Annotated in this window: 16 protein-coding genes; 7 read left to right on the forward strand and 9 right to left on the reverse strand. The window is 57.5% G+C overall.

What is annotated here, in order from left to right:
* Positions 1-9: 9 nt before the first annotated feature.
* From QMG56_RS18965 to QMG56_RS23515, 3 genes are read right to left on the reverse strand one after another with little or no spacing between them, the layout of a single operon-like run.
* Positions 10-306, reverse strand: a complete 297-nt coding sequence (locus tag QMG56_RS18965) for a GNAT family N-acetyltransferase (RefSeq protein ID WP_230189530.1) — start codon at positions 304-306, stop codon at positions 10-12.
* A 28-nt stretch (positions 307-334) separates the two neighbouring features.
* Positions 335-754: a secondary thiamine-phosphate synthase enzyme YjbQ gene (locus tag QMG56_RS18970; protein WP_281824079.1), complete on the reverse strand. Its 420-nt coding sequence runs from the start codon at positions 752-754 to the stop codon at positions 335-337.
* 20 nt (positions 755-774) lie between these two features.
* A complete protein-coding gene (locus tag QMG56_RS23515) occupies positions 775-1338 on the reverse strand; it encodes a GFA family protein (protein ID WP_375713728.1) in 564 nt (187 codons plus the stop codon).
* Positions 1339-2192: 854 nt separating this feature from the next.
* Between QMG56_RS23515 and QMG56_RS18975 the strand changes: the two genes are divergently transcribed.
* Complete coding sequence (locus tag QMG56_RS18975; protein ID WP_281824080.1) at positions 2193-3011, forward strand: Crp/Fnr family transcriptional regulator; 819 nt, start codon at positions 2193-2195, stop codon at positions 3009-3011.
* 203 nt (positions 3012-3214) lie between these two features.
* Here the strand turns inward: QMG56_RS18975 and QMG56_RS18980 are convergent, their stop codons facing one another.
* From QMG56_RS18980 to QMG56_RS18990, 3 genes are all read right to left on the reverse strand, one after another.
* On the reverse strand, positions 3215-3796 hold the full coding sequence (locus tag QMG56_RS18980; protein ID WP_281824081.1) for a PRC-barrel domain-containing protein: 582 nt from the start codon (positions 3794-3796) through the stop codon (positions 3215-3217).
* A gap of 181 nt (positions 3797-3977) precedes the next feature.
* Complete coding sequence (locus QMG56_RS18985; RefSeq protein WP_230189528.1) at positions 3978-4178, reverse strand: hypothetical protein; 201 nt, start codon at positions 4176-4178, stop codon at positions 3978-3980.
* 384 nt (positions 4179-4562) lie between these two features.
* A complete protein-coding gene (locus QMG56_RS18990) occupies positions 4563-7430 on the reverse strand; it encodes a DEAD/DEAH box helicase (RefSeq protein WP_281824083.1) in 2868 nt (955 codons plus the stop codon).
* 141 nt (positions 7431-7571) lie between these two features.
* On the opposite strand from QMG56_RS18990, the gene QMG56_RS18995 reads away from it, so the two are divergent.
* The 3 genes from QMG56_RS18995 (at position 7572) to QMG56_RS19005 (ending at position 12119) form a co-directional block, all read left to right on the forward strand.
* Entirely contained in the window at positions 7572-7856 is a 285-nt protein-coding gene (locus tag QMG56_RS18995) for a hypothetical protein (RefSeq protein WP_281824084.1), read from the forward strand.
* 739 nt (positions 7857-8595) lie between these two features.
* On the forward strand, positions 8596-10113 hold the full coding sequence (locus tag QMG56_RS19000) for an ATPase domain-containing protein (RefSeq protein WP_281824086.1): 1518 nt from the start codon (positions 8596-8598) through the stop codon (positions 10111-10113).
* On the forward strand, positions 10110-12119 hold the full coding sequence (locus QMG56_RS19005; RefSeq protein ID WP_281824088.1) for an ATP-binding protein: 2010 nt from the start codon (positions 10110-10112) through the stop codon (positions 12117-12119). Before QMG56_RS19000 ends, QMG56_RS19005 begins: the two co-directional genes overlap by 4 nt.
* 233 nt (positions 12120-12352) lie before the next feature.
* On the opposite strand, the gene QMG56_RS19010 is transcribed toward QMG56_RS19005, so the two are convergent.
* Positions 12353-15496, reverse strand: coding sequence for a CHAT domain-containing tetratricopeptide repeat protein (locus QMG56_RS19010; protein ID WP_281824090.1), 3144 nt, complete (start codon positions 15494-15496; stop codon positions 12353-12355).
* A 207-nt stretch (positions 15497-15703) separates the two neighbouring features.
* On the opposite strand from QMG56_RS19010, the gene QMG56_RS19015 reads away from it, so the two are divergent.
* Positions 15704-17020, forward strand: a complete 1317-nt coding sequence (locus QMG56_RS19015; protein WP_281824092.1) for a porin family protein — start codon at positions 15704-15706, stop codon at positions 17018-17020.
* A gap of 650 nt (positions 17021-17670) precedes the next feature.
* On the opposite strand, the gene QMG56_RS19020 is transcribed toward QMG56_RS19015, so the two are convergent.
* Positions 17671-18141 (reverse strand): hypothetical protein, encoded by a 471-nt coding sequence (locus QMG56_RS19020; RefSeq protein ID WP_281824094.1) that lies wholly within the window; start codon positions 18139-18141, stop codon positions 17671-17673.
* Positions 18142-18221: 80 nt separating this feature from the next.
* Between QMG56_RS19020 and QMG56_RS19025 the strand changes: the two genes are divergently transcribed.
* Positions 18222-20759 (forward strand): hypothetical protein, encoded by a 2538-nt coding sequence (locus QMG56_RS19025; RefSeq protein ID WP_281824096.1) that lies wholly within the window; start codon positions 18222-18224, stop codon positions 20757-20759.
* Positions 20760-20960: 201 nt separating this feature from the next.
* Here the strand turns inward: QMG56_RS19025 and QMG56_RS19030 are convergent, their stop codons facing one another.
* Entirely contained in the window at positions 20961-21299 is a 339-nt protein-coding gene (locus tag QMG56_RS19030; RefSeq protein ID WP_281824098.1) for a hypothetical protein, read from the reverse strand.
* 132 nt (positions 21300-21431) lie between these two features.
* Here QMG56_RS19030 and QMG56_RS19035 point away from each other — a divergent pair, with 132 nt between their 5' ends.
* A complete protein-coding gene (locus tag QMG56_RS19035) occupies positions 21432-21791 on the forward strand; it encodes a hypothetical protein (protein ID WP_281824100.1) in 360 nt (119 codons plus the stop codon).
* Positions 21792-21879 lie beyond the last annotated feature (88 nt).

Below are 21879 nucleotides of genomic sequence, written 5' to 3' on the forward strand. Positions count from 1 at the left end.
GCTGCAGGTCTATCCCGGCGCGTCGAGCGCAAGCAAATCCTGATCGTCAGGATGGCGTTCGATATAGGCCGCGACAAATTCGCAGAGGGGAACGACCTTGAGCCCTTTTTCGCGCACGTCGGCAAGCGCAGCTTTGACGATGCGACTGCCCACGCCTTGCCCTTCGAGGGCGTGGGGCACTTCGGTATGTGTAAAGACCAAAGCGCCATCCCGTCGGTCATAGGCGGCAATCGCCAATTGTCCGTCGATCATCAACTCATAGCGTCCTTCGGACTCATTGTTTCGAAGATCACCTATCTTAGTCATTATTCTGTCTCCTCGTTCGGCGCGCTACTCACTCGCCCATGAGATGGAGCGCAAGATGTCTCGTATGTGCTGCCCGTCGATGCTCAAACAGGTAGATGCCCTGCCATGTTCCAAGCGCCGGGGCCCTATTGATGACCGGCACGGTGAGTTGCACGTGCGTCAATGCCGCGCGCAGATGAGCAGGCATATCGTCCGGCCCTTCATCGTCATGGTCATAGCGCCCCGCGTCTTCCGGCGCGATACACGCGAAATAGGCTTCGAGGTCCCGCCGGGCGGCGGGGGCGGCATTCTCCTGGATAAGAAGCGAAGCGGAGGTGTGCTGGCAAAAGATTGTGAGAAGACCTGCAACGATCCCACTGTCATGAACCCAACGCAGGATCGGCCTGGTCACCTCATGGAGCCCCTGCCCTGGTGTTTCGATCGTGAGGATCATCGTAGTCTGCCGCATGGTGCCTCTTATGTGAAGGTTCACTTTTCTGGATCACGCTCGAATTGGCGAACCGCAAGAGGCGTGACCCAAGGCAGTCGTCGGATAGTCCAGTTTTCATATTGCGGTACGAGCCCAGCCGCTTCGGCGAAGCTCGCGACAGGGAGCTCCACCTCATCTCCGACGAGGTTCGCGAAGCGCGATCCGCACGCAGCGCAGTATAGCCGGTGATAGTTGAGACTGCTTTCCCATCGTACATGCGGGCCAGACAGACTGACGGCAGCGCGGGGGAATACGGCGAAAGCGAAATACGGCGCACCATGCGCCTTCTGGCACACGAGACAGTGGCAGATTCCTACCCGCAATGCCTCACCTCGCACGATAAATCGCAGCGCATCACATGCGCAGCCCCCGAGCCGTTCCAAAGTGACAGTCCTCATAAGGCAACAACGCTCAAATCGAAAAAAAGGCTCGAGGGGTTTGCCGCACAGGAAGCAGATCTTTGGCCGCTTCTGAGTCCTGAAGGAGCGACAACTGTCCGTCCACTCTTGGAGAGCGAAAACGACCTTCTCACTGGCGACACCGACTGGTCGGTAAAAACGCATGCGATGTGCCAACTACGATCAAAGGGTCCATAAGATTACCTGTCCGAGATATCCGTCCCTCCGGTTGAGGTTTCCGATCGGTTCTCAGCGACTTGTCGAGCCATCAACGCGTCGCGCTACTCCCATTGCTCGGACAAGCCTGCCGCCGAGCCCTCCAGTGCTTCTTCCAAGGCTTCTCTGGATGGATAGACCTCATGGAAACGAAGTAATGTCCGTTGGTCTTGGGCCTCGAAAGTTACAGTCGTTATCGCGCCTTGTTCATTGTCGTCATTGGTCCAGACGAGGTCCCAACCTGAGGATTGAAAATGCCTGCCCGGCTCGCCCGCAGGGGCCGATTGCCACCCGAAGCGGTAGGCGGATCGTAGAACATTGTGGAATGTCGTTCAAAGCCACATGATCTGTGAAGCTGTAGCAATTGCTGGCCACTGTGCAGCCGGTAAAGCACGTGAAAGGGACGGCGGGCTCCTCAAGGGCCTGCCCTTTATCGTACGTGCGGCTTCCGCTTGCGCGGGTAGTATCGCTGCAAACGAGTCGGGACGTTTGGCCCCGGTCGATAGGAAGGACAGCCTGTTCATATCGTTCTAGCCAAGCCGGACAGACAATATTACCAACCATCGACGAGGTTATTATTTTTGAGCGAAACGCGGCAGCCATCCGCACGGAACAGCCAGAAACAGGTCACAGGCGCGCGTTCAGTGGATACAACGCATCGGCCCGCGAACAACGCCTTCATACCAAACCGCAATTTGCTATCATTCAGAAGTTCATTCTATACCCGGGCATTGCCGTAAAATGTCTTAGTAAACGGTGACAGAGAGACACTGGAGTGCTCCCGCTTTATCCGGAGTATGCCCATGCCCTATTCTACTCATCTGGCCATTCAGATATTTGTCGAACGTCTCGCTTCGCGGACAAAGCTAGGCAAAGAAGAGATCGACACGATCCTACATTTGCCCAACGAGACAGTTACCGCTGGGGGTGATCGCGACCTAGTTCGTCCAGGTGAGCAAGTCGATCATGCGTGTCTCGTCGTTAAAGGGCTTGTCGGTCGGTTCGGGCAAATGCGGGATGGCCGGCGGCAGATCACCGCCTTCTATGTGGCGGGTCACATGGCAAACCTGCAATCAGTCGTCTTTCCCAGCACGGCGCAGTCATTACAGGCTTTGACCCCTGTCACGATTATCAAGATGCCCCATTATGCGTTGAAGTCTGCTGTGACACTATTTCCGGCACTCGCAGACGCGTTCTGGCGGGAATGTGCTGTGGATGCGTGCGTACTGGCGCAATGGGTAGTCAATCTAGGGCGCAAATCTGCAGTTGGCCGCCTTGCTCATCTTCTTGCCGAATTGGGGCTAAGATTGGAGGAGGCTGGCCTGGGAACGAAAACGAAATATCGGCTCCAGCCCACTCAGCTGCATCTGGCCGATGCGCTTGGCCTAACCAATGTGCACGTCAACAGGGTGTTTCGGGAGCTTCGGGACGCTAATGTGGTCGCCACATCAACCGACAGGATGCTTGACATTCTGGACTGGGACGCCCTTGTTGCAATCGGCGAGTTTGACCGGGACTATCTGCACATCGACACAAAACCGTGGAAATTTCCCCGTATTGTGCAGGACGATGGCGCCCTTGGCAGCTCAGAAATGACACGCTTCCAGGGTGGGGCGCTGTGAGGCGCAACGCCGTCACACTGCTGGTCCTTTCTCTATCCATGGCCGAGGCTTGCTAACCAAGCAGGCATGGAAAAAACCATTGGAGTCGTGGCCAGGCAATCCTCTCGTTTATAAGCGTTCATTACCCTCAAAGAGCGCGCTTATGCGTCACGTTCTTTCGACCTTACCTGCTGGGCAATAGCTAGCGGATCGTCGTGGTCCATTCACGCACCGGTCCTACAGCCCGTTCCTGTCGATATGGCAGGGGGTTCGCGGTGCGCCGCTGCGGCTGGCCAGGCGTCGGACGCCAAAACGGGCCAAGCATGAAATTCACACTTGTCCATTCCAACGCGGATGCGATCAGGACCCAATGTGATGCGATCCAGAGGTATCGCCCGTAAGTCTTCTCTTAATCCATGGTGCTCCGAAGCAATCACGACATAGCTTATTCGTCCGGAGACACATTCGATTAAAGCCTCGACCGCCTTTCCTAATGACTCGCCTTGGGCGTCCTGCGTCATCATGCCGGCAATACCCGTGGCGGTGAAAAGCGTCGGGACCGACGAGCGGCGGCTTGCAATCGTCGCTGACCTGCCCCCATCTTCATAGGCACGCTGTTTTCCAAGCCAGCGCCAAATGCCTATCATATTGACGAACAGCAGAAAGCCATTGGTTGCCAACAGATTAGTTTGGCCAGTATTGATGCCGACGACTACCCAACACACCGAGCCGAGCGCGAAGACGACAAAGCCACATCCGGTAACCCGCGCTCCCAAATTCGCTGCGGTCATCATCGCTGCAGCCATCGTCGCAATCGGCGCGATCCATCCCGCTATGCTTTCCATACAGTCTCCATGTGCGCGCAAGCATCCTGTGAGTTGGGCTTTTTACGAAGACTTTGCAGCCTATTAGACAGGGCATCTGGCGAAACAAACGTCGATGCACTTAGACGCAAGAACACATGAGATGCATCGGGCGTGCGCAGAGCTATTTCACCTTGTCACTTTCCCGCCGCAAGCCATCAGCGGCTGCCATTGCGGCGCGGTGCAGGCTTAGCGCGGTCAGTTCGGCTGCCTGGACCGTCATCGTCGCAGCTATCCCACCGGGACCTTCAAGGACAACAAAGCCCGCCTCCGCACTCGCGATTCCGGGCTCGGATTCTGGCTGGATCAGAGAGCTGGCGGTCATGTTGGTCACCCTAGAAAGACAAGCAAGAAAGAGCTTAGAAGGCTCGGATCAGCCGCCTTCAACCATGTGAAGACGTAATGGCTTACGTGCCGCTCGCAACTAACGGGCGACGAGGCAGCCTGTTGCAAAAGCGCAGTAAACAATCGTCATGATGTACGTTAGTGCTGCCCGCTTGAGCGCCCTGCCAGACCCATCGCATTTCTTTGTAGTCAAAATGTCCACGACGAAAAACCGATCACAAAGCGAAATTTAACTTTTGTAAAACACCGGTTTGATGCCCGATGATGGGCGTCCACAGCCGGCATCCAGGGTGACGCGCGTGCGCGCGCTATAGGGCTGCGCTGTTGGCAGTCGTTCGCACTTCCACCGCCAGACAGTCGCGGGCTATGCGGCCGAACATTCTTGAGGGTCCAAAGTCGTCAGGCTTTCGAGGAGAGTGGCCAGCTTGACAAGCCGATCAGCCTCGTCACTCTGCTGCTTAAGAAGCCAGCGGCCGTCTTTGCGGTGGAGCTGCGGGCAGTCGCTTAAGTCGGCGGTAGCGTCGCGCGGGGTCAGCGCTATCGCAGCTGGGCCTGCATCAACGCGGGCAATGCCCGCCGCACGCGCCAGAATGGCAATCCTGGTGACTGCGACCAAACGTTCAGCAGCCAAGGGCAGCGGACCGAACCGGTCAGTTAGTTCCTCTTCCATCGCCTCAAGTCCGGTTTCATCGACAAGTCGGGAAAGCCTGACGTACAGGCCTAAGCGGATATCAGGGTCGGGAATCCAATCCGATGGCAGTCCCGCAGCGCAGCCTAGATTAAGTTCCGGCGTCCAGAGGCCAGCGTCCTTTCCACGGGCTTCCTTCAAGGCAGCTTCGAAGAGATGTTGATAGAGTTCCACGCCAATCAACTTCATGTGGCCTGCCTGGGTATCAGCCAGCGGATCGCCAGAACCTCGCTGATCCAGGTCGGCTGCGCTAATCCCGAAGCCCGCGCCGAGCCGATCGTAGGTGGCGAGCGTTCGCAACCGCTTCACAGTCCGTTCGGCGATCGCTCCAGGTTGCGTAAGCAGAATGACCTGGCCCCGGCGATTGCCGCGACCCACCCTGCCGCGCAGTTGATGAAGCTGCGCAAGGCCGAACCGGTCCGCCCGCCATACGATCATCGTGTTGGCCCGCGGCACGTCGAGACCAGCCTCGATGATATTGGTAGCGAGAAGAACGTCGCCCTGCCCGGCACCAAAGCGCACCATCGCGTCATCGATCGCCGCTACAGGCATCCGGCCATGGGCTTCGATCAGTACCAAGTCTGGTACAATGCGCGCCAAACGCGCGGAAATGGACGCGAGATCCTCGATGCGGGGAACCACCACGAAACTCTGTCCGCCGCGCGTCCGCTCGCGCAGCAGCGCTGTCCTGATCATTGCATCATCGGGGCTGCTCAGACTGGTGCGGATCGGCTGACGACGTGCGGGCGGGCTCGCTATCACCGACATTTGTTGCAGTCCAATCATGGCACGATGCAAGGTTCTTGGGATGGGCGTCGCGCTCATCGCCAAAAGATGGAGGTCTGCGCGCCCCCGCAGCTTTGCCTTGTCAGCAGCCCCGAAGCGCTGCTCCTCGTCAATGATGACAAGCCCCAATTTTGCATAGCGAATGTCTTTCGCCATCACCGAGGCTGTTCCGATCACGATGCCGATGGAACCATCAGCCAGCCCTTCCTTAGCCGCTTTCTTCTCCGCGGCGGTGGACAGGCGCGAGAGCGCGGCGACGTTTATGCCCGTATCTGCAAAACGGCGGTGGAATGTTTCGAGGTGCTGACGCACGAGAACCGTGGTGGGCGCAGCCAGAATGACCTGATATCCCGCAAGAGAGGCCAAAGCAGCGGCGCGCAAAGCAATTTCCGTCTTTCCGTAGCCCACATCGCCAATCACGAGGCGATCCATTGGCCGCCCGCTGGCAAGGTCATCTCGCACCGACTGGATCGCTCGGGCCTGATCGGCGGTTTCATTAAACGCAAATGTGGAGACAAATCGTTCGTAAGCTGCGCTATCTGGCTCGATAATAGCAGCTTTAACCGTATCTCTTTCCAGCGCCAATTGAAGGAGCACGCGCGCGCTTTGGGCAACCGCCTCGTCGATCGTACCGCGACGTTTCGACCAGGTCGAACCGTCCAGCTTGTCGAGCCGCACTGCTTCAGCATCGGCACCATAGCGCCAAAGCAGCCCTGCTTCTTGAGACGGCAGGAGCCGCCTCGCACCACCGGCATACTCAAGGGCAATCATTTCAGCATCGCTCCCGCCGGGCGCTGGCTCAAGACCAAGGACCCGCCCCACACCCCGATCCTCATGCACTACCAGGTCACCTGCGCGCACGTCACTGCCTGCATGGGCGAGACCTGCTGCCGCGCCCCCCTTCCCCGGGTTGGAAAGTGCACGGCTGCCCAGAACATCGGCGGCCGCAATAAGCACCAGGGTCGCGCTAAGAGCGCCTTTCGTGACCGGCGCGACCAGTCCGGCTATGGCGTTAGGGGACAGTGCTTCTACAGCGGCGATCGACTCTATGGGCTCGACGGCGGTTTGGAACGTCTTAGCGAACTTTGGTCTCAAAAAACGTACGTCACGCTCGCTGCCGACCAAAAGCAAACGTTTACCTTCTTGCAAATGCGGTACAGCAAAGCGCTTGAGTGCCGCTAATGGCGAACGTTCTTCTCCAAAACGGGGAATGGAAGATACGGCAAAAGCCCCTTGATCGCCCATATGCCAAGGCGCAAGATCCTTTGCCCATAACGCGTCAGAGGCAGCATCGATCGCCGAAGCGGAACTGGCTGAAGCTTCGGTTGCCAAGCGAATGAAACGCTTGCGACGCTGCTCGGCCTTCGCCGAGAAGTAGATCCGGCCCGGCCGCAGGTGCGCCAGAATGGTCACGTGTCGGTGCGATTCCGGTTCGGATGCCCGGCCGATCTCGAGAACTTCGCACGGTTCTAGCGTCCGCTGACTGGCTGCATCATAGTGTCGAATGCCCACAATATGACCGTCAGCAATATCGATGCGGGCCGGTAGCCCGGAATCTGCCGGGAAGATATCTATGACCTCTCCCCGTACGGCTACTTCGCCTGGTTCATCAACCCGATCGTCGGCTACATAGCCAAGCCGCTCCATGTGCGTTGCGAATTCTACTGGATTGACCTGGTCGCCCCGACGCAGGCTAGGAGGGGCAACGTCGAATGCACCGGGGTTCGCGTAAAGCCGCGCGGCCCCTTCCCCGCTCATAATGACTGCAAGAGGGGGGCGGGGCGACGTGTGCGCGAGCCGCCGAATGTGCCGCAAGGCCGCCACGCGTCTTCCTATGTTTGCTGGAGAAGCAGGCGCGCTGTCCCCTGGCAAGGTATCGCTCGACGGTAAGCAGACGACATGGACACCAGGCAAAACCTGCATAAGCCCATTTGCTATTGCTTCGGCATCCTGCTCGTCATCGGCAAGATAGAGCAGATCACCTTCGCCGAGCGCATCTACCAGCATCAAAATGGTTTCGCCCAGACCCAAGGAAGCGCTCATCTTGCTGCAGCCTTGAAGGCGTCGACCTGCGGTGACCAGACAGCAAACCGGCTCAAAACCCGTCTTCGCCCAGAGGATCACCATGGCCCAATGCGGGTATCTCAGCGAGATTGCGATCGGCTTTCCTGCGCGCAGCCTTGATCATTGTCGTTCCTTATCGGATGAGCAAAGGTTGTATGTCGGCGCGACTTTCTGATGAGAGCTACCCGTCTGGGCTATCGGCGGATCTGCTTGCTGATTCTTACCTAGTCTTTTCGCTTCCATCTTCAGGCTCTCCTGCGGCAGGCAGCAAACTGCGAGAGGATGTCGCCGGTTCCGTCAGCGCGAGACTGTCGAAGAAAAAACTCGGGGCGACGAGTCTTTCGAAATTGTGCGGAAATGGCGACGTTGGACGCTGGAGATAGTGACGCTGTAGCCGAGCCTCTATTCTGGGTTCACCCTGGAAGGCAATGATGGGAGCAAGTGTTCCGGCAGACCGAGCATTCAGATCAGTGACGCTTTCCTGGTCGCTGCTTTCGCAGGCCGTTTCCTGTTGATGATGATTGCCAAAGACCGACAGCCCACTCGACGAGGTCGGAGGCGATGCCCGCCTTCAACAAAAATGGCGAGTAAACCCTTCGTGCAATATGGCCGGTCCTTCCGTTCACAAATCCAGCAAGGCAGTCGGGCAAATCAACATATTGGCCATTCTTGGATGCATCGTCGGTACCGGCAGGACGCAACGGGATGGTCCAAAAGCGACGGCTTATATTGCCTAAGAGCCTAGGCGCGATAGAATGAGCTTTTATGGATCCGATGCAGCCAAAATGCCACTTAAGCGTATCTCAGTTGGCACGAGATTGTATTTCTGTGCTGGCACCGGTTTCACGTCGTAGCCGGTATGGGAGAACATAAGGCTAAAATGGTGAATAAATCGACTGATCTGGCGCTGACCGGTGTGGCAGGCCTGGACGACATATTGGCGGGAGGTCTCACCCGCGGCCGGGTTTTTCTGCTCGAAGGTAGTCCGGGTACAGGCAAAACAACCATTTCCATGCAATTTTTGATGGAAGGGGCGGCAAAAGGCGAGCGGTCGCTCCACATAACTTTGTCTGAAACCGAAGATGAGATGCGAGAGAGCGCACAGTCACATGGTTGGGATCTTGATGGGGTCGAGGTCCACGAGTTGGTCCCTCCTGAAAGTCTGTTGGATGAGGAGCAGCAACAAAGTTTGCTCTACTCGTCGGATCTGGAACTGGGCGAGACGACGCGGCGCATTTTCGAGATATTCGAGCGAATAAAGCCGGACCGGGTCGTGCTGGATAGCCTATCGGAAATCCGTCTCCTGGCACAAAGCTCCCTGCGCTATCGTCGCCAGATCCTGTCGCTGAAGCATTTTTTTTCCACAAAGAATACGACGGTTCTGATGCTCGATGATTTGACGGCGGACGTTGCCGACAAAACTGTCCACAGCGTGGCGCACGGCGTGATCCGACTTGAAGAACTGGCCCCCGACTATGGATCCGAACGGCGTCGGCTTCGCATTATAAAATATCGTGGCCGACGGTTTCGCGGCGGCTTCCACGATTTCCTCATTGACACAGGTGGTGTCCGCGTCTTCCCGCGATTGGTATCTGCCGAGCACAAAAATGCTTTTGTACGCGAAGTCATCAAAAGCGACTCTGCGGAAATGGACGCACTTTTAGGCGGCGGGGTAGAGCGGGGATCCAGCGTCCTGGTGTTAGGACCGGCAGGCACCGGCAAATCTTTGCTTGTCCTTACATTCGTGACTGCGGCAATTGCCCGGGGGGAACGAGCCGCAATGTTCGTCTTCGACGAAGAAATCACTCTGTTGTTCGATCGCGCGATGATGCTGGGTATTGACATGCAAGCCATGGTTGATGCCGGAGACCTCATTATAGAGCAGGTCGATGCTGCCGAATTGTCTCCGGGGGAATTCTCGCAACGCGTTCGGAACTGCGTCGAGACACATGGTGCGCGGACTGTCGTAGTCGATAGTTTGAACGGATATCAGGCGGCGATGCCTGAAGAAAATTCGCTGATCCTTCATATGCACGAGATGCTGCAATATCTGAATCGCAAGGGGGCGACGACCTTCCTGACTGTCGCTCAGCATGGGTTGGTGGGCGACATGCGCTCGCCGGTCGATGTTACCTATTTGGCGGACACCGTTATTCTCCTTCGCTATTTTGAGGCTTTAGGGCGGGTACGGCGCGCTATCTCCATCATCAAGAAGCGTACGGGCGCACATGAAGACACCATCCGTGAATATCGGATCGGCAGCTATGGGATCAGGCTTGGCGAGCCTCTGACTGATTTCCAAGGCGTACTGCGCGGCGTGCCAACCTTTGTTGGTAATAAAGGAAAATCTGCTCTGCTCGAAGACGAACGCGAATGAATCTTCTTCTGTCGGAGCGAGCCGTCATTCTTGCGCCTGGCGGGCGGGATTCGTCAATTGCAGCAACTCTGCTGCGCGATGCAGGACTTACATCTGCTGTAACCTCCTCTCTTGACGAATTGGTATCGGAACTTGAAAGGGGAGCGGGTTTTGCGCTCATGACCGAGGATGGCCTGCGTTCTGCCAATCTTGTGCCTTTGGCGCACTGGCTGGACAGGCAACCGGAATGGTCTGATTTTCCCTTTGTTCTGCTAACGCAAAAGGGCGGAGGGATTGAAAGGAACCCTGCTGCCAAAAGGCTGCTCGACATACTTGGGAATGTGACCTTTCTTGAGCGTCCATTTCATCCCACTACGCTTGTCAGTTTGGCGCAATCTGCCTTGCGAGGCCGACGACGTCAGTATGATGCGCGGTCTCGCCTTGACGAACTCCATCGCGGAGCCGCCAAATACCGGTCTCTGTTTGAATCGATAGACGCCGGTTTCTGCATCATTGACGTAATTTTTGATTCACAAGGCATGCCGGTCGATTACGTGTTCGTAGAGGCCAATCCGGCATTCGTTCGCCAGACCGGGCTGGTGAACGCGGTCGGCAAGTCCATACGATCGATGGTTCCCGGGCATGAGCAGCATTGGTTCGATATCTACGGCGCCGTTGCCAAGACGGGGGACCATGCTCGCTTCGAGGAGCACGCCAAGGCGTTGGGCGACATTTGGTACGACGTCTATGCCTTCCGTGTCGGCGACCCGTCCGCTGCGCGGGTGGCCATCTTGTTCAACGACATTTCCGAACGCCGAAAAATGGACAACGCCCTGCAAGAGAGCCAGAATCGGTTACGGCGTCTTAACGATACATTGGAGGATCGTGTTCAGGAGCGCACCCGCGCGCTGGAATTAGCGCAAGACGCGCTCCGGCAGTCCCAGAAGTTGGAAGCCATGGGGCAACTTACAGGCGGTGTTGCCCATGACTTCAACAATCTGCTTACTCCGATAGTCGGCAGTCTTGACCTCCTGCGCCGGAAAGGTGTCGGAACGGACCGCGAGCAGCGACTCATAGAGGGTGCGATAAAGTCGGCAGACCGTGCGCGGACCCTCGTACAGCGCCTGCTGGCATTTGCGCGACGACAGCCATTACAGGCCACGGCCATCAACGTGGGCACGCTTGTCAATGAGATGCGCGATCTGATCATAAGCACCTGTGGGCCGCGTATCCAGGTGCTGTTCGACATCGCCGACGACCTTAAGCCTGCCAAGGCCGATGCCAACCAAATCGAGATGGCGCTTCTCAATCTGGCGGTCAATGCACGAGACGCCATGGAGACAGGAGGCACTCTGACCATCAGCGTCGAGGAACGCCCCGTTCACCGGAATAATGCGGTCGGGCTTGCAGAGGGCGAATATGTCCTTCTGTGCGTTGCCGATACCGGTTCGGGAATGGACCAGGATACAGTCGCCAAAGCTATCGAGCCATTTTTCACGACTAAGGGTATTGGCCAGGGAACCGGCCTAGGCCTTTCGATGGTGCATGGGCTTGCGGCGCAGCTAGGAGGTGGCCTGGCTATCGACAGCGAAATCGGCCGCGGGACTACAGTCCATCTCTGGCTTCCCGTGACCGACGCTTGTCCGGTGGCAGAGCCGGTTCCAGACGCGGCGATATCTCAGCAAGATCGCGGCGTGGTTTTGGTGGTCGATGATGAGGACCTGGTCCGGGCCAGCACCGCGCACATGCTAGGGGAGATGGGCTATTCGGTCCTGGAAGCAAATTCCGGCGAGGCAGCGATTCAGTTACTTGACGGAGCGCAAACTATTGATTTGCTTGTTACAGATCATCTGATGCCGGGCATAACTGGCACTGACCTTGCGCTGCATTCACGCCGGGTAAGGCCTGAGGTCCGGGTGCTGATAATTTCAGGTTATGCAGAAGCAAAAGGCATTGCACTGGATTTGCCCAGACTGCCCAAGCCTTTCAAACAGAGTGATTTGGCGGACAGTTTAGCGCGGCTTTGAACGGCCGAATTACCCTTCCCGCTGTTTGCCATGACGCGAACTTGTCGCACGCAACTGCAAACATTGAAGCTGGCTTCAGGAGACAGAAGTCACAGTTTATCAGTATTTTTCGACTACGGGTAAGCAGTACGTTAAAACAAGCAGGACATCTCAAGGGACTGGTTCCTGCGATGCAGTGGGGCCCCCTGCCCTTCCTAGATGGCGCGAGCGGAATCTGGCGACAATATACCCTTTTAGTCGCCGATCAGGGCAAATGGGGCCCAAAAAAAAGGATGCGTGCGATAACTGCCGTCAGCGTCATTGATAAACGCTAGCTCGGCATCGCGAAGCGCCCTTGTTGCTGCCTGCCCGCTAGCTGCAAGCGCCACTGTTTGCGACGTCAGCCGGGCGGCTGCTTGTGAGTCGACAGACCAATGCGAGACGAGCAGCGACCTGGCGCCAGCGTAGAAAAACGATTTTGCCAGACCGGAAAGTGGTTCTCCACTTGGCGAGCCATCGCCCGCTGCGGTGTTACAGGCGGAAAGGACTACCCATCGCGCGCGCAGCTTCAGCATCGCGACCTCACTAGCCGAGAGCAATCCATCATCCGATGCGGAAGGCACCGAAGGCGGGGTAAGAGCCAGCCCCGGTTCGGCATAACCGGACAGTTCCCCTGCTACCAGACCGTGGGTAGCAAATACGATCGTTCCGTACGCATCGAGCGGCGTGGAGCGCACGGCCCCTTCAGTAGCCTCTATCCCTAGCATAAGGCGTGAGCGCCCCGTGCCAAAGGATTGCGCCATCGTGGTAAGCTCGGCACGGGTATCAGGGAGCGCGGCCAACTGAGATAGAATACTGACATCTGCCAGTCTGGTTTGCCCGAGTTTGCGCAGGACTTGCGAACTTTGTAAGCTGCCGCCTTTCTTGCCGAGGAAAATTGGGTCGCCTACCCCCAACATGGTATTTGTGCTGTTTGTGGTGACAGCCATAGTACGCAGTGCGACAATAGCCGCCACTGAGGGATAGGTCGTTGTGGCATAGCGCCGAACGAGCCACGGGAGGGATTGATACTCGCCTTTGTCGCCAATGATGTCCGGCGGCGGTGCGGTTAGCAAAACGGAAAGCGGTAAGCTCGCCATTGGCCCTTCAGTAACCGTGATCAATTCATCGATGTCCGCTAATGCCGATGCGGCAGGCGCAATCAGCGCCGAATAAAGACGATAAGCCGCTTCAACATCGAATATCGGAAGCTCTGCGCGCCAGCGATTGGGGTCAAGTGCGGAGCGTACGCTGGCCACCAGTTCGGCAGTCCGGGATTGCGTAAGTGTGGAACGAAAAGCCACGGTCCTGGTGGGCGTCACCACGATAACGAAGGTGGCGGTGGCGTCGGGCGTAAAACTGATCAGCGCTTCCCTGGGTTTCAACGCGCGCTGAATGGCAGCGAGTGTGACGACGCGAGACTTGATCAGAAGGTCGAGCTTGGCATCGCGGGCAAGGAGTTGGCCATCGATTTTGCTCAACTGTGTCGCAACTGCCTGCTGTCGCGTCAGTAAGCTATCTCGCATCCCGTCATCGTCGCCGGCGCTTTGCGCAAGACTGCCAACGAGCGCATCCTGTATGGCGCGCCATTCTGCCGATAGATCATTGCGTTGCCCAAGAAGTGCGCCGAGCGCTGGATTGCCTGTTTGCAGCCTCGACGTCATTTGCGCGATGGCGCCTCCCGTTGTGGTGGCATTGGCGAGTTGCGCCGCCGCCAGCATGAGCGCTACCAATTGCGGATCTTCGCTAATGTCATCGGGCTTCAGACCAGACGTCGCCAACGCCAGATCATTCGTCAGAATGGAACGCGCCGCGATGCGTTCAGCCTGTGCGTCATTCCAAGGGCGCGCTTCCCCGATCGCCAATCTGCGTTGCAGCACCTCGACGGCCTCTGCGCTTCGCGCGAGTGCCTGGTCATGATCACCGCGCCGTTCCAATACGCCCGCGAGGTTCGATAAGGTCGTCCCCAAAGAAAGGGCGCTGTCGCCACCCCAACGCCTTTCTATCGTCAGCGCCCGCATGAAATATGCTTCCGCGGCTCTAAGATTACCCTGATCTTGCGCCATTGTGCCCAGAGCACGCAGTCCCGGCCCAAGGTCGAACGATTTGGCGCCGCGTGCCTGTTCGAAAGCCGACAGGGCCATCTTCAGCTCGCTTTCCGCCTCAGCCACATGGCCGGTCTTTTGGAGCGACAATCCCAGCGATGCATGTGCGTAAGCACGGGTTAGCGGCCCCTGCTCAACCTTGCCCAGCACAATTGAGAGAGCTGCACGCGCGCTTGCGACGGCTTGTGCACCCCGTTGCGCTTCGCCAAGCATCAATGCCTTTTCCATTAGCACGAGCGCTTCTGCTTCGCTGTCGCCTCCATAAATTTTGCGGAAGGAAGCGCCCGCGCTATCAAAGAGGCGCGCAGATTGATCGAAGTCTCGCGACATTCCCGATATGATGGCAAGCCCGTAGGTAATTTCTCCGCTGCGCTGATTGTCGTTAAGTTTGATTTTGCTCAGCAGGGCTAACGCTGTGGTAAATGCAGCGGCGGCTTCGGGAAGTTCGCGCCGGACCATGTGTAAAGTACCGCGACGCTGTGCAACGTCGGCCATCAACGTCGGATCGCAAGCGTCAAAGGCCGGGGCCGATTGTTCGATGTCACTAATCGCGTTGAGCGACTGATTGAGTTGGCCTTTCTCATAGGCGACATCAGCATTGATCAATGCAATCCGAGCAGACGACCCCAGCCGACTGTCCAAACGGCGTGCATCTGCCAGTGCCTGTGCGGCTTTATCGAACAGCAAAGTACGGCGATAGGCAGCGGCCAACCGAAGGAGGATGTTCGCCTTTAGATCGGGACCGATGGCATTCGTTGCGGCAACGGCTGCAGCCTTCTGCGCATGGTGCAAACCGCTAGACGGACGACCGGCTCCATATTCGAAGTCGCTATAGGCAAGCTCGGCATTGGCTATCATCTCGGGCGTGCCCGACTTGGCCATCTCTGCAACGAGTTGTGCAAATAATATCGCCGCTTCGGTGCGCTTTCCCTGCCCGGCCAGGGCGACTGCAAGATTCTGTGTGACCAGCGCCTTTTCCAGTGCATTTGGAGTCGCCTTGCGCGTGGCGAAACCCAGCGCAATTCGTGCACTGTCTTCGGCTCGCTTGAAATCAAGTCCACGATTGGCGAACGTGGCAATATCTTGATGGGCTATAAGGAAGCGCGCATCGTCAGGACGCCACTGATCCTGCGCTTCGGCGAGCGCTGCGACGCTCAGGCCATATGCCGTGGTGATGTCGCAACGGGCGGCACTTTCACGCGCTGCTGTGATAAGATCAACAGGATTACCGTATGTGACGGAGGGTTCCGCCAAGCACGCTGCGCAGAAAAGGGAGAGAGTTCGCCGTCCTCGCATTGCCATCCGTATCATGAACCAGAAACAAACTGTAAGATCTTGCTTGCGAATTATTTACATTCTCATCTACAGAATAATGAAATCGCCGCAAAGGCGAGGGCTAAAAGAGTCGGCGGGGGGTCGCGCGACCGTTTCTGTGCTCATTTCCATATGAAAGGAAGCTCGGTGCGGCGCGTATTTGGGGGCAGTGTTTGTGTATCCGCGGTTTTGGCAGTATTGTTTAGTTCCAGTGGCTTATACGCTCAGGAAATTGACAGTACTGCGGCTGCCAAGATCAATGCCGATGATGCCGAACAGTCTTTCCGCTATGCCGCAGATGCGGCTGCGGCAGGAAACATTGTCGGTGCGATATCGGCGTTGGAACGGGTCTTGCAGAACAACCCGGATCTCGACAACGTCAAACTGGAACTTGGGCTGCTGTATTTACGGGCAGGCAATGTCGATCTTGCCAAGTCGTATCTGCGCCAAGCAGTGAATTCGCCCAATGCGCCGGGATTGGCGCGCGAGCGTGCGCGGATTGCCCTGGGCAGCGCCAACGGAGGACTGGGCGGCTTCACGCTATCGGGCAGTCTGTTTGCCGGGGCGCAGGTACAATCTAATCCAAATGGCTCACCTGGTGCAGTCAGCGTGGCGGGCGCTGGAGGCATTCCCATAATCATATCAGGTGACGACCTTAATATTCCGCGCGGAACGGACGTCTCTGCTTCGTTGGGCGGTTCGCTGCAGCTGCGATATGGCCTTAACAGTCAGCGCGGAAACGACATCATGGCCGACATAGCTCTCTCGCAAACCAATTATAATGATACGACTGAATTGGATGCGACATATGTGAACGCCCGCATCGGGCCGCGCTTCTTTACGGGACCAGCAAATGCACCGACAGGTTTCATTCGTCCGGTCGTTACAGGCACATTCCTCGCGCTGGGACATGCACGCTATTTTGGAGCCCTAGGGGGCGGTGTCGAATTTCTCTTTCGTCCGTCTATCGTCACAAACATCGCCGGGCAGATCTCCGTTGAGAAACGCGATTTTCATAATTCCCGACGCCGTCCGACAGCAGAAGAACAAGGCGGGACCTATACGAGCGGTTCGCTCGATCTGACGCAACAGCTCTCCGCCCGTATGCGGGTGACCGTCGGCGGCCTGTTCGAACATGTTGATGCCAATCGCAGCTATTGGAGCCGGTCAACCTTTGGCGGCCAGGTGGGAGCGCTGTATGCCTTCGGAGCGGGGGCGAAGAGCGTATTATTGCGCGCCAACGGAAGCTATCGACGCAGCGACTATGATGCCGCCGATCCCCTGGTCGATGCTTTAAAAAAGCGAGACGAAGACAGGTTTGATCTGGAGCTGCTGCTCAGCATTCCAATGACCCAGAGGCTGTCGATGGATTTGCGTGCCTCGCAAGCCTGGAACACGTCCAATCTGCCCAACTACGACTACAAGAACACCCTTGGCGCGGTTGGCGTTAGCTACCGTTTTTGACGCCCTTGTGTAACCGAGGTAAAACGACATGACTGAATTTCAGGCTGTTCCATTCCGTTTTCGTCGCACTTCAACAGCATTGAGGGTGCTGATGTCCGGCGCGTGCCTGGCTGCATTGGCGACCATTCCGGCACACGCCGACACACCTCCCGTGACGCAGCAGCTCAAGGCCGAAGCCCAGCGGACGGTCGTCCGGATCGAACGATCAACGGCAACGGCCGAACCGCTGCGCGCCAAGGCGGGCGAGACATTGGAGATCATGCTATCGGACGGCGGCTCGATAGTATTGGCGCCGGGATCCGAGATCGTGATCGACAGTTATGTCTTTGCCGACGGAAAAGGGACACTTTCCCTCACGCTACAGTCGGGATCGTTGCGGCTTATGGCAGGAAACGCGGCTGCCAGCGGTCCTGTGACTGTTCAGTCGGGAGGTACGACATTCCGTCTCAGTTCGGGGGGCATGTTTATAAGTCGTGAGCCCGGAGGCGATCGCGCGTCGTTATTGCTTGGTGGACCGTTGGTTGCCAGTGGCGCTGGACAGACACAAGAGATTGTGCGGCCCGGCTTTGAGCTCAGGACGTCCGCTGACGGAAGCCCTTCGGGCCCACGACGGCAACCTGAAGGGCAAGCATTCGCGGACGCAAGTGCAGTCAATCCCGGCCTGACGTCTGGGGGGCTGGCCAGGATCCTAGGCGGCTCGGACGCTGAAGCAGAAGCCCTCGCCAGAAAGAGCGACGATGGATCGCTGACTCGCACCGAGGTGGCCTCACAGGACGCGACGCCAACACCCACGCCGACACCGAAGCCAACACCAACACCGACACCGACACCGACACCGGCGCCAACGCCGACACCAACACCCATGCCGACACCGGCGCCGACACCGACACCAACGCCAACACCAACACCCACGCCGACACCGGCGCCAACACCGACACCAACGCCAACACCGACGCCAACACCCACGCCGACACCCACGCCGACACCGGCGCCAACACCAACACCAACGCCAACACCCACGCCGACACCCACGCCGACACCCACGCCGACACCCACGCCGACACCAACGCCGACACCCACGCCAACGCCAACGCCGACACCCACGCCAACGCCAACGCCAACACCCACGCCGACACCAACGCCCATCGGGTTCGGTAACACGCCAGTAGGTGTTCCCGCTGGAGGCGAGCTTGCGCTTGGCTTGCCTGCTACGGGCGTGGTCGCGTCAAGTGGAAGCGGAAGCACGGGCGATAACGCGGACGATATCGTCGTGGCACAGAATTTCGTGATCACGGATTACGGCGCCGGGTTCAACGGAGAGGGAGGCAGCACTGGCGCGTACGCAAGTCGCGCCCGGTCGCTGACAACCAGCCGGCTGCTACCGTCCGGCAGTTTTGACTATGGTTCGGCAGGTCTCGCCAGTCTTCCCAAGTTTGGCAATTCAGACATCAGCTATGCCGTCTCAACAGGTTTGTCTGTTTTGAATGGTTTCAACGACATCAGAGACTTTATCGATGTGAGGATAACGCCCGATACGATAACCCCTGGTGTCGGCCTCGATCCTCCGGTCTCGATAACCTTCGGCGGTGTTACTTTTACCGATACACAGGGCTTGGGCCTGGGGTACGAAGACAGTCAAGGCCGGACGATACGGCGCGATCAATTCGGCAGTACCGAAGTCTACATGATCGACCTGGAAGTCCCCGATAAAAGCCGATATCTGGAGAGCAATGTCCTCGTTCTGGGCGCCACTATTGGGCTCGATTTCTTCAGCAGTTTTTCCGATGGTCAGGCTTATCTGCCCTTTAACGCGCTTGGCGCTGACGGACAGATCGTTCGCACGTCCAACTTGCCTTCACAGGTCGCAGCCAGCGCATTCAATTCGTTCGATGAAAACGACTATAGTGATTTCTTTGCGAACAAAAATTATACGACATTCGAAGATGTAGAAAATTCGCTGACGGATTACCTGGACAGCATCATAACCGTGGATATCGTCGATGCAGATAGCGGTAATGGCTTTTCACGTACCGGCACACATTCTTCTGTCACGTTGCGGAGCGGGTTCGGCGGCACAGGCGCGGAAAACGAATTGGGGGGCCGTGCGCTCGACAATTTTCTTTTTGCGCAGATATTTGATCAGGCTGGCCGGTCCATATTGTTTGCAACGGGCGACGTCGGTAAAACACGCACCGGCGGGGCGACCATCGATACCTTCGGCCTCAGCCGCGGACTGTCTGCGCAGGACGCTGTCCAACTTACTGGACAGCCTACATCAACCCTCAATTTCCGGGCATTTTTGCCGCAAAATAGCGCCGGCGACGTACCCATCGCAAACATCGTCCAGACCAATGTTCTTGTAGCCAATCCGGCGGCGGGTGGGAACCTTTCCACGTCTCGCCTGTTCCACGCCGATCTTGGTGCATCGGCTAACGGAACCTCCGTGTCCGTATCGGCGACATTTGGCACGCTAGTCTACGACAATGCCGGCTACCCAGACCGCATTCCAACCTACCAGGACGATTCATATTCTGGTCCCGATGACGATGTTCCCCCTGATAATTTGGCAATCAACGTCAGCGATCCGCGTGCAAAGGTGACCTTGGAGGGGACGACAATCGGATCGAGTCAACCAACCATTGGAGCCTCTACCTTGTTCGCGGGGCCGGTGACGGCAACGGCAATCGGCGGCGGACGCGACTGGCAACCGGGGAATGGCACGCAGTTGCGCAGCGGATATGCTGGATACCTTGTATTAGAGGGTGCGGCCAATTCTTCGTCCAGCCTTGTTACTGGCAAGGCCAGTCAGCTCGGCGCCAGCAGCTCCGACGAATATGGCTACCTGCGACTTGCTGCAGGATATAGCAGCCAAAGCGATGCCGACACGGTTAACGGGGCGTCGTCGGCTATTTTCCAAGGCTATGTCGCCGGCGCCATCGAAAAGGTTGGGACGACAGGAAGCGTAACGGTGCAACCTTATCTCGGCACCATTTCGGACCTCACGCTCAATCCGGTGGCCAACACGGTCGCTGCCAGCATCAGTTATAATGACGGTTCTGCCAGAACCATGAACTTCGGATCCGGAAGCGACCTCAGCACGTTCATAAAAGATGGCGCATATGGGGCAGCGAGCACGACAGGTGGAGGCAATGCCGCCTTGATCGCCGGTGACGCTGTAAAGGCTGGCCTTGGCACGCAAGGCGCAGCAATCGGTTCGTATCAGCATTTGCAGTGGGGCTTCTTTTTTGGTGATGTCTTGCCCTCAGACCCATCCGGGGCAGAGCGTCGCAACCACAGCGCGCTCTCCACCTGGGTCGCAGGTAAACGATTTACAGGCAACAATGCCGACGTGGGCGCGGATTCTTCGATAAGGGGTTCGGTCAGTTTCAGCGGACATGCGATAGGCACAGTGCTTTCAGACCCAAGCGCAAGTGCGGCCGTCAAGGTCGGGTCTTTCACCCAGCAATGGGACTTGAATGCGAGGACAGGTACGATGGACCTGGCCTTCGATGCGCGCGCCTTCCAGGCTATTCCGCTGGCGGTATCCGGTACTACGGGTTTGGCCTACGGCGGAACGTCTTTACTGGTCGACAGCCGACAAGCTAAAGTGAGCGGAGAACTGGTGGATGTTCCGACCGCACGAGCGCTGCCTGGCGCGACAATCGGAGAATTTCAAGTCCGCAGTGTCGATGGCACTTACCAGGCAAACGGCACTTTTGGAGGCGACCGAGCGCAATAGCGGTGGTTTATAAGACGCATCTCGTGATTGATCTGGTAAAGCACCGTCAGTGCGAAAGCACATCGCCGACCCGACCTACGATATAGCTGCTAGGGCCAATCGGCATCCGTCATCCGCCCTGCCGCCGGGTTTAGCTTGGCGACGCGAAGATTATTGGGTTTCCGGACCTGTAACCGCTTGAGGCCCCTTATACCTGCGCAATCAGCGTTGCTTCTTTGCGATGGTGGCCGTGAAGTCCGGATCCTTCTTTGCTACCCAGTCGACGAATTTGCGACCATTCGCATTTTCCAGGATGCCCGCCACCTCCATTCCGTGGCGCTGCAGTTCAGAATTGGTGAAATTGGCTATCAGCGTCTGCTGGCAGATAGCGTGCATCGGCACGACATCGCGACCGCCACGACTCTTGGGTATGGGGTGATGCCAAACGATGGTCTTGCCGGTCGGGCGGCTGCATAGCCAGCAGGTCACCACCGCTTCTGGAGCGTCGTCTTCCTGCGAGGGATGATCGCCGGGATCGTATTTCGAATGCTTGCGTGCCATGGTTCGATTTAAGGGCCTTGATGACGGTTCAGCCAGCGCGATGCGACCTTCCGCATCATATTGGCAAGCGCATTCATCGACCCCTTGTCGAAAACCGGCGGTCGCCGGAGCAAATGGGGACAAGATAAAGAAATGACCGAAGCATCGACGCCATGGGATGGAGCACAGGTCCGCAAATGGCTTGAGCGCCGGTGTGAAGCCTCAAGGCTGGATCAGGCTGCAGCGGACCGGCGTGGCTACGAAGCGCGCGACGATTATGACAAGGCCGCCGCAGAGGAATGGGTCTGCCGCGCGCTGAAGAATGCCGATTGCACGAATGTACAAGTCCTGTTCGCCAAGCGCGTCAAGGAACTCATCAGCCAGGAGGAATATCCTGTGACAGGCATCCATGACGATGCCCGGTTCGAACGGCATGTTCGCACCCATCTCAGGAAGCTCGCCAAGATGACGAAGGCACATGCAGGGTTCGAGAAGACGCTGCACCATCAGTGAAGGGGGCCTGCCGCCCTCGGCATGCGATCGCCTGGACATGCCATCGCCGCCCAAGGGGGGGTATCGAATTTACCTGTCCAAATATGGT

This window comes from Sphingobium sp. BS19 (genome assembly GCF_027925545.1).
Taxonomy (GTDB): Bacteria; Pseudomonadota; Alphaproteobacteria; order Sphingomonadales; family Sphingomonadaceae; genus Sphingobium.

Excerpts from the sequence above, each read along its gene's own strand:
- QMG56_RS19000 (WP_281824086.1), top strand. The coding sequence starts at position 8,596 with ATGGGAGAACATAAGGCTAAAATGGTGAATAAATCGACTGATCTGGCG.
- QMG56_RS23515 (WP_375713728.1), bottom strand. The coding sequence starts at position 1,338 with ATGCGTTTTTACCGACCAGTCGGTGTCGCCAGTGAGAAGGTCGTTTTC.
- QMG56_RS18985 (WP_230189528.1), bottom strand. The coding sequence starts at position 4,178 with ATGACCGCCAGCTCTCTGATCCAGCCAGAATCCGAGCCCGGAATCGCG.
- QMG56_RS18980 (WP_281824081.1), bottom strand. The coding sequence starts at position 3,796 with ATGGCTGCAGCGATGATGACCGCAGCGAATTTGGGAGCGCGGGTTACC.
- QMG56_RS18975 (WP_281824080.1), top strand. The coding sequence starts at position 2,193 with ATGCCCTATTCTACTCATCTGGCCATTCAGATATTTGTCGAACGTCTC.
- QMG56_RS18990 (WP_281824083.1), bottom strand. The coding sequence starts at position 7,430 with ATGAGCGGGGAAGGGGCCGCGCGGCTTTACGCGAACCCCGGTGCATTC.
- QMG56_RS19035 (WP_281824100.1), top strand. The coding sequence starts at position 21,432 with ATGACCGAAGCATCGACGCCATGGGATGGAGCACAGGTCCGCAAATGG.
- QMG56_RS18970 (WP_281824079.1), bottom strand. The coding sequence starts at position 754 with ATGCGGCAGACTACGATGATCCTCACGATCGAAACACCAGGGCAGGGG.
- QMG56_RS18965 (WP_230189530.1), bottom strand. The coding sequence starts at position 306 with ATGACTAAGATAGGTGATCTTCGAAACAATGAGTCCGAAGGACGCTAT.
- QMG56_RS18995 (WP_281824084.1), top strand. The coding sequence starts at position 7,572 with ATGGACACCAGGCAAAACCTGCATAAGCCCATTTGCTATTGCTTCGGC.
- QMG56_RS19005 (WP_281824088.1), top strand. The coding sequence starts at position 10,110 with ATGAATCTTCTTCTGTCGGAGCGAGCCGTCATTCTTGCGCCTGGCGGG.
- QMG56_RS19030 (WP_281824098.1), bottom strand. The coding sequence starts at position 21,299 with ATGGCACGCAAGCATTCGAAATACGATCCCGGCGATCATCCCTCGCAG.